Origin of the sequence: Paenibacillus sp. PvR133 (genome assembly GCF_017833155.1) — a bacterium.
GTDB lineage: Bacteria > Bacillota > Bacilli > Paenibacillales > Paenibacillaceae > Paenibacillus > Paenibacillus polymyxa_B.
Window position 1 is genome coordinate 3,288,627 of the sequence record NZ_JAFIBS010000001.1, and the last position, 12,381, is coordinate 3,301,007.

The following is a 12,381-nucleotide window of genomic DNA, read 5'->3' on the forward strand; positions in this document are numbered from 1 at the left end:
GCCAAAGAGACCACAAGAGGCATAGGGGATGCCATTTGAGGTCTCTTTTTGTGTTGTAGGGATCATTCCGAATCATTTTGCGTGTTTCTTAATAACTAAGAGTCCAAACGAAAAAATTCACCAGCTGACAATAACTGTTTTAAGGGTACAAATCGGGACAGTCCATGATGGTAGGTTAACGCATATAAATTGGGTTGGGACGGATGATCTGGGGATATCCAGGGCTGATACCCACTAATGGATAAGGGACCTCCAAAGGCAAAATTGATACCTGTGGCAGAAAATATAATACGCGGTGAAATACTCAGTGTATCCATAAATTGGGCTGTGTTACGGACAGAAAGTTTTTGCTTGGGTTGAAGCCAACCCAGATCGTCATAGGGATCAAAAGGAGCAGACGAGACCGTAACCACTTGCGCCTTTGTTTTCAAAAAGGGTACAGATGAAGAGAATGCGTTGTTCTGGAGCTTATGTTTCCAACTCTCATCTGCCACTTCTACAGGTAACGGATCACCAGTCACAGCATCAATACATATTTCGCTGCCTGTAGAGGAACGCACCAGCCAGTAGGCTAGTAGCGGTTCCTCATACATAGGTGTGATTTGCAGCTTGTCGATAGATGAAAGATCAGTATCTGTGAGCGACACCAGGGATTGACGAAGTACAGCCATACTATAAGGCCCGCCCGGACCATTCCCGTATTCGTTGAGTTGATATGCGCCATTGGAGTCTGAGCCGATAATCAGGTAGCCGATGTATTCTCCCGCACGGTTTACTTGAACAAGCCAACTATGGGTTCCAGGTCCGAGCGGATGATAGCTAAGCTCAGCATCTTTCCACGAGGCAAAAGAGGGCTGCGATGATAGGGATTGTACCGTGTTGTCCGCAGTCTGTTTTACGTCTGCGGGCACGCCTTGCTCCTCAGTAGGAAAACTTGCTGAAACGTCACCCGGGGAAGGGGGAATAGGACTCGTGGAATTCAATGGAGGAACCCACGAGCTTTCGTTGTAGAGAGACACCGAGTTTAAATTGTTGCCTTGTGCGGCTGAGGGAGCCGCATGAATGGAAGTGAACGGACAGACTGCGGACAGGCCGATCAGAACAGCTGCGATCATACCTATGCTATAGTGCCCGGAATGACTCTTATTCAATGTAATCCACCTTTCTGTCGGCTTGATTGCCCGACGGAGGCATTCTTTTTTATCCAGCATACAGCCTGTCCGATAAAAAGACTGCTGCACCTTGTCGGCATAAATGTCGTATCCAGGTTCGTTTTTTGCTGTCGATACATAGGAGACATGTTTAACCAAACTTGTGGTTACAGCAGCGGAAACTGATGTAGGCTGAAGCAAGATGTTACAAGCTGACGATACCTCTGCAACTTTCCTGCGAAGGAGCGAGAGATATCGGTTACCGCAGATGAAATATCCCGCAGTTAATGGCGGATACGAGTACCTTAGGCTCATATTGCCATACCATTTCTTTACGACGGGCTTGATACTGCTCTGAAATGGCCTCTTTTTTATCCTCTTCCTCTTTCTGCTCCTTGATTAGATCATCGTAGTAATGGTCAATAACCTCCAATTCCTCACGCAATCGTTCCCTCGCCTGCTCAGCCCAATCATAATCTTGCTGACGGAGCTGTTCGGTAAGATAGCTTTCAAGCGAGGTGGAAGCTTCAGGGACAGACAGCTTGGCAGGCTGTACATGCATATTGCCCGCCAGCAGCGGGCTGAGCTGCCGGGTTTCGAGCATGGCGCCAAAATCGGTTACAATGGTGCCGCTTTTGAGCGAAATACCTAGCCACTGAAGTTCCTCACGCTTCAAATCGCAGGCGAATTCAATCTTATAGCAAATGCTGAGCCAAGCTTCATAGACTACGGGAGAGCGGGCAGACAGCTGACGGGCATCAGGCTGCTCAAACAAATAAACATATTTCCCTCCATCCCGTGCGGCTTCAAAAATTTGATGCAGCCGACGGCTTCCATATCGAAGCTCCTCCTGCAAAATACGTCCAGGTCCTAATTGTGGTAACGTCGGTACATGACCGAAGTAACGCCCCATGACCTGATCCTGTGCTGCGTTGCCTGATGCTGGAGTTGGTGGCATATGATCCGCTAAACGTTCCTGTTCTGTGCGGTAGGCTTCCCCATCAAAAATGAAAGTGAAGGACATCGTCTGCGCTGGAACGCCAGTACGCTCTACGTATCCCCAATAGTAGGGGCGGTTTGTTAGGGCTTTATCCGCTTCTGGAGAAAGCTTGACGGTTACATGGTGGGTCGACCTCTCGATGACACTACATCCGGTAGCTTCCAGATAGGTGTGGACAAAGCGCTGGACTTGCTGTGCATTCATGGTCAAACTAGCGACCTCCTTTTACACTGCGTCGAGCTTTGCCCGGAGGAACCGTATTGCCTGCTAAGCCTAATAAATCCTCGGTGTTTGGCTGGTCTGTGCGCAGTTGTTCCATTTCCTGTTTGATGGAATCCAGCGAGTGACCCAGATTTTGCATTTTTTTGCGAATTTCATCATCGCTACTGGATTCAAGCATAATTTTATACAAACTTTTTTCAATGGATTCTTTCTTCTCAAACTTCTCCAGAATAACGTCCAATCCGCCAATGACCATCTCAAACATATTTATCTTTTCATGCAGCAGATGCAGGATATGCTCCTCAATCGTTCCAGTTGTGGACAAGTTAAAAATATTAACATCATGCGTCTGTCCAAGTCGATGTACCCGTCCGATCCGCTGCTCCACGCGCATGGGATTCCACGGTAAATCGAAGTTAATCATATGGTGACAAAATTGCAGGTTAATGCCTTCACCACCCGCTTCGGTGGCAATCATGACCTGAATGCGCCCACGGAACAGATCCATCATCCAATCCTTGCGTCCACGGTTCATGCCGCCTCGGTAAGGAACAGCAGATAGGCCACGGTCACGGAAATAGTTCAGCAAATACTCCTGTGTGGCTCGGTATTCTGTAAAAATGATCACTTTTTCGTTCATCTGACGGATAAGCTCAAGCGCTTTTTCTGCTTTGGAATTGGCCTTGATCGCTTTAATGTGTGCAACCAAATCCCAGACACGATCGCGTAGAGGAGAGTCTGGAGCCATCTTTTTAGACAAATTGACCAGAGTCACGAACACAGCGTCCCGGCTGCTGCACACTTCCCGTTGAAGGGTGACGAGAGACAGCATGCTACTTAAATTTCCGCCATTCGCCTGGTATTGCTCTTTGACAAAAGAGGTCACCCCATCGTACAGCGCTTGCTCTTCCGGCGAAAGTTCCAAGTGAATGTTGGAAACATTTCGTTTGGTGAATTGAACCGGGCCTTCTCCGCGACGATTGCGGATCATGACTTTAGACAGCTCATCCTTGAGCTGATCTTCATTTTTAGGCAGACGTTTATCTACAACAAAGTTGGCTGAAAAATCGCCATGTCTTCCCAATTGACCGGGCTTGAGCAGTGTAATCAGGTTAAACAGCTCAGACAGATCGTTTTGTACAGGTGTTGCTGTCAGGAGCAAACAATATTTTTTACGCAGCTTCATAATGAACTGGTAGTTGGATGTCTTTTTATTTTTCAGCTTATGAGCCTCGTCTATAATGAGCAGGTCATAATCGGTATCTAGCAGGATGTTACTATGGGGCTCCCGCTTGGCGGTATCCATAGAGGCCACGACGACCTCGGAAGACCAAGAATACGCTTTCTTCTGGGCGACAGCGGGAATACCGAATTTGCTGTTCAGCTCACGCACCCATTGTAGGACCAGGGATGCGGGTACAAGAATAAGCACTTTGGAAGCCAGCCCGCGAACCAGATATTCTTTTAGGATCATTCCAGCTTCGATCGTTTTGCCTAGGCCGACTTCATCGGCAAGAATGGCACGTCCGGACATTTGAAACAGTACCTTCCGAGCGGTATCCAGCTGATGGGGGAGTGGAGTGAGGTCTTGCAAATGCTGTAGACATTGAAGCTCATCGAAGCTCGGCACCAGCTTGGCTTTTTCAGCCTCAATGGCCAGCTGATACAGATTCCAATCTCCCCAAGGGCCACCTTTGCGTAGGCGTTGGTCCAGCTCATCCTGCCAGCTTCGATCAAATTGCACCGGAACAGGCAGTGGCGCTTGATTGTGTATATGCGGGGAACTTGTCGATTTGGCTTTCATGATGATTCCCTCCCTCCTGGTAGTAGCACAGTTGAAGCTCTTGGTTCTGTCACATATGTGGCATCTATTTAGCACAGATCGTAGATGTAGTATGGACGGAAAAAGATATCTTCATAACAGGAGGGATGAAATCCTTTAGCTGCCTTCCATTAACTTTTGGAGTTTACTTTCCGTAGAGGTTTGCGCATTGGGGGTGTAAATGCTACAACGGAGATCAACACTGCCTTGTACCTGAAGAGAAGTCAGGTCAAATAGCATTTTGCCAGCCTTGGCATGACGAAATTCAATGAGCACCTCCGGTGCGGAGCTTACTTCACTCTGATTCCAAAGCTCGTTAAACTCTGGGTAGGCCTGGCTCATATTTTGTATAAATTGTGCATACCAGGGGTCTGTCACGTATTGCCCGTAATAAGCGCGGAAAATAGCAAGGAACCCCTTTACAAAGTGTTCCCAGTTCACGGCTAGACTTTTAAACTCCTTTTTGGTGAATAGCAGTTCAATCATATTGCGTTGCTCATGTGGTAGCTCGGCAAAATCCATAAAAACATGAGCAGCAGCGGCGTTCCAGCCGACAATATGACAGCGCCGATCTGAAATAATAGCAGGGCAGTAGTGCAGCTCTTGTACGATCTTTTGCAGAGAGGGGGAAATGACGGCTTGCTCTGCAGGAGCAGGAAGGCTGTGAGACCCGGCCTCAATCGCCAAATCATACAAATATTTGCGCTCGTCTGTGTTCAACTGCAATGCGGCAGCAATAGCATCCAACACAGAGGCGGACACCTTAATATCTCGTCCTTGTTCCAGCCAGGTATACCAGGTCGTACTGACACCTGCCAGCTGAGCGACTTCTTCTCTGCGTAAGCCTGGTGTTCTGCGACGTGATCCTTGGGGGAGACCGACCATATGTGGGTGTAGGCGGGCTCTTTTCGTTTTTAGAAAAACAGATAGTGCTTCCAGACGTGCTTCCGTTTTCATAGGTATTTTCTCTCCATTCAATGGGTATATCCGAAGTGAGCAAATAAGGCATTTACTATAGTAGTGTTCATTATACCAGGATAAACAAACACTTGTAATAGGATAAGGCGAGGTTAAAATGAGGATTATAAGTAAGTCATCGAGCAGGAGGAATGAATAGCTTATGCAAAGAGTAGTGATAACAGGTATGGGTGTCGTTTCCCCACTGGGTAATGAAGTGGACACGTTGTGGAAGAATTTGCTGGAAGGCAATTCAGGTATACGTAAAATTGATACATTCGATGTGTCCGATTTGAAAGCACAAATTGCTGGACTGGTACAGGATTTTGATGCAGAAAAGCAATGGGGACGTAAAGATGCTAGACGAATGGATCGGTTTACTCAGTTTGCATTATATGCGGCAGAGCAAGCACTCAAGGATTCCGGTCTGGAACTGGATCACACCGATTTGGAGCGTGTCGGTGTTTATGTGGGATCGGGAGTCGGCGGTTTGGATACGTTGGTGGACAATGTAGATGTGCTGCTACATCGTGGGCCGGGTAGAGTTAGCCCAACGCTGGTACCTATGATGATCTCGAATATGGCTGCTGCTCAAATTAGTATCGCGTTTGGAGCGATGGGACCTACGCTTTCACCCGTGACGGCTTGCTCTATTGGGAATACAGCAATTGGAGAGGCGTTTCGGACGATTCGTATAGGAGATGCGGATGTCATTTTTGCCGGTGGGGCTGAAGCGGCGGTGACTAGATTGGCCTTGGCGAGTTTCGCTAATGCGACTGCCTTGTCCACACGTAACGAGGAGCCTTCTATAGCAAGTCGACCTTTTGATCAGAATCGGGACGGCTTTGTCATGAGCGAAGGTGCAGGTATTCTGGTACTGGAGTCACTGGAACACGCTATCCGACGTGGTGCGGAAATCTATGGTGAGGTCATCGGTTATGGAGCCAGTTCGGATGCTTATCACATGGTTGCACCGCATCCCGAAGGAACCGGAGCTTACTTGGCGATGAAAGCGGCCCTTCGTTCGGCTCACATCTCCCCTGAGGAAGTGGACGTGATTAGCGCCCACGCGACGAGTACGTCTGTCGGGGATGTCGCTGAGACCCTTGCAATCCACAAGCTTTTTGGTGATTATGCCTATCAGATTCCGGTTACTGCGAATAAGTCCATGCTGGGTCATATGCTGGGGGCTGCGGGCGGTGTCGAAGCGATTGCGCTTGTACAATCCCTGCGGGAAGGTATCATTCCGCCAACGATGCATCTGGATAATCCAGACCCTGCTTGCGATCTGGATTATGTGCCTCACGAAGCGCGCAAGGTTCCACTAAATATTGGGCTATCTAATTCTTTCGGCTTCGGTGGTCATAATGCGGTTATTGTGCTGAAGCGCTACGAGTCATAATTTGTAAGGAGTTATTGAAACCTCAGGCATTCTATCCGGCTGGATAGAGCACCTGAGGTTATTTTAATCGAAGAATAACAGATTCATTTTAGATAAAAGATAGAGTAAGATGAAGGAAAACATTTGGAGGGACGTGAAACCATGATTTTAATCAGGAACATACAATCAGCAGACGCTGAAGCGTATTGGAATTTGAGACTGGAAGCCCTGCAAATGAACCCTGAAGCTTTTGGAACCTCCTATGAGGAAGCTGCACGAGTTCCATTATCTGATGTGGTGAAGCAGATACAAAATAAACGAGATCATTACATACTTGGTGCATTTACAAAGGATCATCAGCTGGCTGGTATGACTGGGTTTAGAAGAGAACAAAAAATAAAAACGCAGCATAAAGGAACGATTTGGGGAGTTTATGTACCATCGACCTACCGAGGTCAGGGGATCGCTAAAAAACTTTTATTGGAAGTCATCAGCCAAGGTAGAAAATTGGAAGGTTTGAAGCAAATTAACCTGAGTGTGGTAACTACCAATCAAGCTGCTGTTAAGCTGTATAGGAAGTTGGGATTTGAAACCTATGGTATAGAAAAGAATGCTTTAGAATATCACGGACAGGAATATAATGAGGAACTCATGGCTTATTTTTACTAAGGGTGAAAGGTTTTGAAAAAATGAAAATTGACCGATTGCTTTCTATCGTCATTTTGCTACTAAAGAAAAATAGAGTACAAGCGAAGGAACTGGCTGATTTATATGAGGTTTCGATCCGGACGATCTATAGAGATATTGAAGCGATTAGTATGGCAGGTATTCCGGTGGTGACTTATCAGGGAGCCAATGGGGGAATCGGTCTGATGGAAGGATACCGTTTGGATCGCAGTATGCTGACGGATAACGATGTCAAGGACATTGTGATGGGGCTGCAGAGTTTGTCCTCGACGTTGGGCAGCCCAAATGTGTCGCGGTTACTTCATAAATTTGAAAGTATTATGCCGGAGTCCGGGAAAGAGCGATTTAGTGTCCGTACCACACAGTTTATCGTCGATCATTCGGGATGGGGAAATCAAGCTGCACAGGAAGGCAAATTGAAAAAGGTGAAAGAAGCAATGAGCCAAGCGCGTACTGTCGCTTTTACCTATCGAAATGCGGAAGGAGCCATAACGGAACGGAATGTTGAACCGCATACGCTCGTTCTGAAAGGACAACAATGGTTTGTATATGCGTATTGTCCCGATAGGGAGCAGTTTCGTCTATTCAAACTCTCCCGCATGAGTGACCCTGTGGTTACAGAGACAGTTTTTGCTCGCAGGGACCTTTCTTATGAAGTGCTGCCGTGGAATGAGGGACGGATGGAGGCATCCAGAGCCGTACAACCATTTACGCTACAATTTAACCGTAATTCAAGGCATTTGGCGGAGGACTGGTTTGGCGTAGAAGCATTGACCGAGCAGGAGGAAGGGATCTATACGGTTTCGGTCCCGTTTCCTGAGGATGCATGGGCGTACGGATTTATTTTAAGCCTGGGACCGGATGTGGTTGTCAAGGAACCAGCCCATTTGCGAGACAAGATTCATAAGATGGCGCTGAGTATTGCGTCTAATTATGAAGAAGTTCGGGAATCATCTTAGATTAAGTAAAACAAACCTGACCCATAGTTGTCAGGTTTGTTTCGTTATACTGGTGGCATACCTGATATCAGTTAGCGAAAGGGGATTTACGAGGATGGATAAAGCTTGTCAAAGTTGCGGGATGCCGTTGGAGCATGAGGACCAATATGGAACGGATGCACAACATCATAAAACGGATGAGTATTGCAAGTATTGTTACAAGGAAGGCGAATTTGTACAGCCTGAATTGACTATGGAGGGAATGATTCAGCAGTCTGTGCCTTTCCTGGTAGAGAAGGGGATGCAGGAAGAAGAAGCGACTTCGATGCTGCGTAATTACCTGCCGTTTTTGAAACGATGGCGGTCCTCAGAGGATACGGGGCTTACACTGGATGGACCCATTCGGGAAGAATATCGAGGTGAGATCCGTTTGATTGGGTTGAAAGCACGTACAAGTAATCAGAATGAACAAACATCTCACGGGATCATTCCAAGCATGTGGGAACGTTTTTGGAGTGAGGACGTGCCTGGTCGGATAAAGGAAAAAGCAGGACATGCTTCTGTCTATGGTTGCTATACTGACTATGAAAATGGAGCTTTGGGCGAGTATACATTTTTTATCGGGAAGGAAGTGGCTGTTGATTTCCAGACTCCTGATGACCTTGAAGAACTTGTCATTCCGGCTGCACGCTACGCCATTTTTCAGGCAACTCAGGAACCCTCTTCTGTCTTCCGTGTATGGCAGACGATCTGGGAGTGGGCTGCCACGGGACAAGGGGAGCGGACATACACAGGTGATTTTGAAGTGTACGGCAGTCCTGATGAACCTGTTTTGATTTATATTGCAACCAAGTGATGATTTTGTTGTGACAGAAGAGAACCGCCGGTCATTGTCGTGGACCCGGCGGTTTTTCTGATTCAATCAATAGCAGTCTCCCCATCAAGTTGAACATCGAGTTACAGCCCAAAAGATGAGAGCCAGAGCACTGACACCAGCTCCTAATAGACACACCCCGTTCCATCCGGCATAGATGTACATATGAGTGGAAGCAATGGCCCCGGTGGCGCTACCGATGGAATAAAATATCATGTAGCCTGCAGTAAGTCGGCTCCGTGCCTCAGGGCGAACATTGAAAATCAGGCTTTGGTTGGTGACATGTACAGCCTGTACGGCCAAATCCAAAAGTATTACGCCAAGAACTAAAGCGAACAGAGAATGCTCGGTGTAGCGGATAGGTAACCAGGATAGCAGCAATACAACTAGTGCGATACCCGTCGTCCGTTGTCCCAAGCCCTGATCGGCAAGACGCCCTGCTCGTGCTGCTGCTAATGCCCCGGCGACTCCAGCCAGGCCAAAGGCTCCGATGGCTGTATGTGAAAGAGATAGAGGCGGGGCACTGAGAGGTAACACAAGCGAAGTCCACAATATGCTGAACGCCGTAAAAATGAGCAGCGCAAGGACAGCACGAATACGCAGAATTCGTTCTTGCACGAACAGTACGATAACCGAGCGGAGCAGTTGCGGATAGGAAAGTGTCACACTTGTGGGTTCGTTCTTTGGCAACACCCGCAACAGAGCTACAGCCATAAACAGCGTAAGTATAGCAGAAACAAGGTAAACTGAACGCCAGCCTGCCAGATCAGTTAATACACCGGCCACGGTTCGTGCCAGCAGAATGCCGATAACGACTCCACTGGTCACCAGACCTACGATACGCCCACGTTCAGTCGGATTAGCCAAGGTAGAGGCGAAAGCCACGAGTGTTTGAGTGACTACAGCCAGCAGTCCAATCATTGCCATTCCCATAAGCAGTATTGTACGGGTAGGAGCAAAGCTAACCACGATTAGTGCCAGCACGGATAGCAGCATTTGCCCTGTAATCAGTCGTCGTCGATTCAAAAGATCGCCAAGCGGGACGAGCAGCAATAATCCCAACGCATAACAAATTTGCGTGATGGTAATGACCATGCCTACCGATGAGTGCGTAATGCCAAATTCGTTTGCCAGCGCATCCAGCAATGGCTGTGCATAGTAAATGTTAGCGACAGCCAGCCCGCAGGCTATGGCAAACAAGAGTGCCACAGATCGGGACAAGGAGGGAATGGGGGCTGTTTCGGCAGCATTTGCTACCTTTTGATGAGGGAGGAGTACCGCTTTTTCTTCTGACGTCTTCATTTTCACATACCACGTCGCTTTCTGTAATTTACATACCGTTGAGTATAATATACCGATTGGTATGTAATGAATTTAGGTCAATATAACTCGTGCATATATAAAATGTCAAGATTTTATCATGTACATATTTGACAGTTTCTTTTCCTGATCATACAATCTTAATATACTGAACGATATGAAAAGAAGGAGCTGCTTATGGTTCGACCACGGGAATTTGATGAAGATCAAGCGTTGAATGCAGCGATGCAAATTTTTTGGGAAAAAGGATTCGAGGCTACATCTTTAAGCGATTTAACCTCCAAAATGGGAATTCAGCGCCCTAGCATTTACGCTGCTTTTGGAGACAAGAAGCAATTATTCGAAGCCGCGCTGCGCAAATATACGCAATCCCACGCTGCTTATGTACGCTCTAGACTACAAAGCAATTCTTCTGTAAAAGAAGCGTTTTACAATTTTTTTGGAGGAATCGTGGCAGAAGAGTACGAGGATGGGCCTAATAGGGGATGCTTTTGTATCAATACGATGGTAGAATTAGCCCCTCATGATGAAAGATTTGAAATTTTAACCAGAGAACATCAGATGTATCTTTCTGCCGTCTTTCAGGAAACCCTTGAGCGTGGTATACGATCAGGAGAGCTGGAGGCTAGCATGGACGCACGAGCTCTGGCCCATACGATGGTCTCTTTGTTAATCGGGATTACCGTGATGATGAAATCACGTCCAGCGCGCTCTTTTGTAGATCAGGCGGTTGCGACTTTACTTATATTACTGGATGGGAAATAGAGATGAAGGGAAGAAGCAGGGATGCCACAGATAAAGGCCGTTCAAACCCCGATTGGAGCATTGTATGGACGAGATGCGATCTATTTGGACCATGTGCATATGAATTATTCGAAGAAGGAGCTAGTTTTGAAGGGAGAGATTAATGGGGGGCTGGCAGTGGAAGCAACAGATGGTTTTGTGCCCTACGAACTGATATTCACAGAAGTCTACTACTTCAACATGATTGAACTGGACGTTGCTTTGCACCTGTCTGATCGGGAATATACGCAGGGCAGCAGCTTTGATGAGCTTACAGATACGCCGTTATTGGCTACAATAGCAAGCGCACGGGGGAAAAATCTAAAGCACCTTATGCTAAAAACCTATGACGATATAGTAGAAATTGCCTGTGGAGACTATAAGATGACTATATAAACGAGTTGATTTTTAGAAGAGGAGGAGGATCAATGGATACCCAAATTGAACTATTAAACGTGACTGTATGCTGAATATGTTATTTATACCGTCGGCCCTGTGTGGAATGGTGGCAACCATCGGGAAGAGGAGCTATTGGCGAAATGCTACCATAATGCACTCCAATTAGCTTTAGAACTGAATGCACGAAGCATTGCCTTTCCGAATATCAGCTGAATGAGAGAATACATGCGTGGAAATTAGGGGGGATCATGAATGCATGAGGAGCAAAACCAGGAACATTGGCCGGTGTGGGCTACGGAGCCTGTAAAAATAGTGAATGCTGATCCTGCCTGGTCAGAGCAGGGCTTAAAGGTCATTCACCAGTTGCGGGAGTTATTACTGCCGTTTAAGGTGACGGAAATCGAACATATAGGAAGCACGGCAATTCCCAATCTTTCCGCTAAGCCCATTATTGATATTATGGCAAAATTAGAATCTTGGGATAAACTGGAACAGGTCGTATCTGCTTTACAACCAGCAGGCTGGAACTATGTTCCACCTGAATTGGACGGTCGGGAATGGAGAAGATTTTTGGTTAAAGTGGAACAGGATCAAAGAAAGGGACATCTGCATCTCATGCTGAAATCTGATGAGCATTGGGATCAGCAGCTATTGTTTCGGAATCGACTTCGTGAACAACCTGAGCTGATTCAGCAATATGATGTATTAAAAAGACGGCTGGCGATGGAAAATCAGCATGATCGTGAAGCATACACGGAGGCCAAGACTGATTTTGTGCAAAACGTTCTGAATACCGGACATCCTAAAGATTAGGACGACCGGACTCCTGGATACTTTCCGACCAAGC

The 12,381-nt window shown here is 47.0% G+C and carries 12 protein-coding genes and 1 pseudogene; 8 read left to right on the plus strand and 5 right to left on the minus strand.

Annotated elements, in window-relative coordinates:
- Window positions 1-95: 95 nt before the first annotated feature.
- The 4 genes from JOE49_RS14595 to JOE49_RS14610 all read right to left on the minus strand — a co-directional run bounded on the left by JOE49_RS14595 (window position 96) and on the right by JOE49_RS14610 (window position 5,152).
- Window positions 96-1,352, minus strand: a complete 1,257-nt coding sequence (locus JOE49_RS14595) for a hypothetical protein (RefSeq protein WP_245248381.1) — start codon at window positions 1,350-1,352, stop codon at window positions 96-98.
- Between the two features lie 58 nt (window positions 1,353-1,410).
- A complete protein-coding gene (locus tag JOE49_RS14600; RefSeq protein WP_209941648.1) occupies window positions 1,411-2,361 on the minus strand; it encodes a YqhG family protein in 951 nt (316 codons plus the stop codon).
- 1 nt (window position 2,362) lies between these two features.
- On the minus strand, window positions 2,363-4,177 hold the full coding sequence (locus JOE49_RS14605) for a DEAD/DEAH box helicase (protein WP_053325175.1): 1,815 nt from the start codon (window positions 4,175-4,177) through the stop codon (window positions 2,363-2,365).
- 135 nt (window positions 4,178-4,312) lie between these two features.
- Window positions 4,313-5,152 carry a helix-turn-helix transcriptional regulator gene (locus JOE49_RS14610; RefSeq protein WP_023988057.1) on the minus strand — a complete coding sequence of 280 codons (840 nt, stop codon included), beginning with the start codon at window positions 5,150-5,152 and terminating at the stop codon, window positions 4,313-4,315.
- A 163-nt stretch (window positions 5,153-5,315) separates the two neighbouring features.
- On the opposite strand from JOE49_RS14610, the gene fabF reads away from it, so the two are divergent.
- The 4 genes from fabF to JOE49_RS14630 all read left to right on the plus strand — a co-directional run bounded on the left by fabF (window position 5,316) and on the right by JOE49_RS14630 (window position 9,014).
- Window positions 5,316-6,554 (plus strand): beta-ketoacyl-ACP synthase II, encoded by a 1,239-nt coding sequence (gene fabF / locus JOE49_RS14615; RefSeq protein WP_209941649.1) that lies wholly within the window; start codon window positions 5,316-5,318, stop codon window positions 6,552-6,554.
- 141 nt (window positions 6,555-6,695) lie between these two features.
- Complete coding sequence (locus JOE49_RS14620) at window positions 6,696-7,202, plus strand: GNAT family N-acetyltransferase (RefSeq protein WP_023988059.1); 507 nt, start codon at window positions 6,696-6,698, stop codon at window positions 7,200-7,202.
- Between the two features lie 20 nt (window positions 7,203-7,222).
- Window positions 7,223-8,179: a helix-turn-helix transcriptional regulator gene (locus JOE49_RS14625; RefSeq protein WP_053326550.1), complete on the plus strand. Its 957-nt coding sequence runs from the start codon at window positions 7,223-7,225 to the stop codon at window positions 8,177-8,179.
- A 94-nt stretch (window positions 8,180-8,273) separates the two neighbouring features.
- Window positions 8,274-9,014 carry a zinc ribbon domain-containing protein gene (locus tag JOE49_RS14630; protein ID WP_209941651.1) on the plus strand — a complete coding sequence of 247 codons (741 nt, stop codon included), beginning with the start codon at window positions 8,274-8,276 and terminating at the stop codon, window positions 9,012-9,014.
- An 84-nt stretch (window positions 9,015-9,098) separates the two neighbouring features.
- Here the strand turns inward: JOE49_RS14630 and JOE49_RS14635 are convergent, their stop codons facing one another.
- Window positions 9,099-10,334, minus strand: coding sequence for an MFS transporter (locus JOE49_RS14635; protein WP_209941653.1), 1,236 nt, complete (start codon window positions 10,332-10,334; stop codon window positions 9,099-9,101).
- Between the two features lie 195 nt (window positions 10,335-10,529).
- Between JOE49_RS14635 and JOE49_RS14640 the strand changes: the two genes are divergently transcribed.
- From JOE49_RS14640 to JOE49_RS14655, 4 genes and pseudogenes are all read left to right on the plus strand, one after another.
- Window positions 10,530-11,117: a TetR/AcrR family transcriptional regulator gene (locus JOE49_RS14640; protein WP_023988063.1), complete on the plus strand. Its 588-nt coding sequence runs from the start codon at window positions 10,530-10,532 to the stop codon at window positions 11,115-11,117.
- A 21-nt stretch (window positions 11,118-11,138) separates the two neighbouring features.
- Window positions 11,139-11,531 (plus strand): hypothetical protein, encoded by a 393-nt coding sequence (locus JOE49_RS14645; RefSeq protein ID WP_209941655.1) that lies wholly within the window; start codon window positions 11,139-11,141, stop codon window positions 11,529-11,531.
- A gap of 63 nt (window positions 11,532-11,594) precedes the next feature.
- Window positions 11,595-11,744: pseudogene (locus JOE49_RS14650) on the plus strand (macro domain-containing protein); the annotation flags it as partial.
- A gap of 42 nt (window positions 11,745-11,786) precedes the next feature.
- A complete protein-coding gene (locus JOE49_RS14655; RefSeq protein WP_209941657.1) occupies window positions 11,787-12,347 on the plus strand; it encodes a GrpB family protein in 561 nt (186 codons plus the stop codon).
- The last annotated feature ends 34 nt before the right edge of the window (window positions 12,348-12,381 follow it).

What these genes read in the sequence shown, in the direction of transcription:
- JOE49_RS14605 (WP_053325175.1), bottom strand. Translation starts at nt 4,177, where the DNA reads ATGAAAGCCAAATCGACAAGTTCCCCGCATATACACAATCAAGCGCCA.
- JOE49_RS14610 (WP_023988057.1), bottom strand. Translation starts at nt 5,152, where the DNA reads ATGAAAACGGAAGCACGTCTGGAAGCACTATCTGTTTTTCTAAAAACG.
- fabF (WP_209941649.1), top strand. Translation starts at nt 5,316, where the DNA reads ATGCAAAGAGTAGTGATAACAGGTATGGGTGTCGTTTCCCCACTGGGT.
- JOE49_RS14620 (WP_023988059.1), top strand. Translation starts at nt 6,696, where the DNA reads ATGATTTTAATCAGGAACATACAATCAGCAGACGCTGAAGCGTATTGG.
- JOE49_RS14625 (WP_053326550.1), top strand. Translation starts at nt 7,223, where the DNA reads ATGAAAATTGACCGATTGCTTTCTATCGTCATTTTGCTACTAAAGAAA.
- JOE49_RS14630 (WP_209941651.1), top strand. Translation starts at nt 8,274, where the DNA reads ATGGATAAAGCTTGTCAAAGTTGCGGGATGCCGTTGGAGCATGAGGAC.
- JOE49_RS14635 (WP_209941653.1), bottom strand. Translation starts at nt 10,334, where the DNA reads ATGAAGACGTCAGAAGAAAAAGCGGTACTCCTCCCTCATCAAAAGGTA.
- JOE49_RS14640 (WP_023988063.1), top strand. Translation starts at nt 10,530, where the DNA reads ATGGTTCGACCACGGGAATTTGATGAAGATCAAGCGTTGAATGCAGCG.
- JOE49_RS14645 (WP_209941655.1), top strand. Translation starts at nt 11,139, where the DNA reads ATGCCACAGATAAAGGCCGTTCAAACCCCGATTGGAGCATTGTATGGA.
- JOE49_RS14655 (WP_209941657.1), top strand. Translation starts at nt 11,787, where the DNA reads ATGCATGAGGAGCAAAACCAGGAACATTGGCCGGTGTGGGCTACGGAG.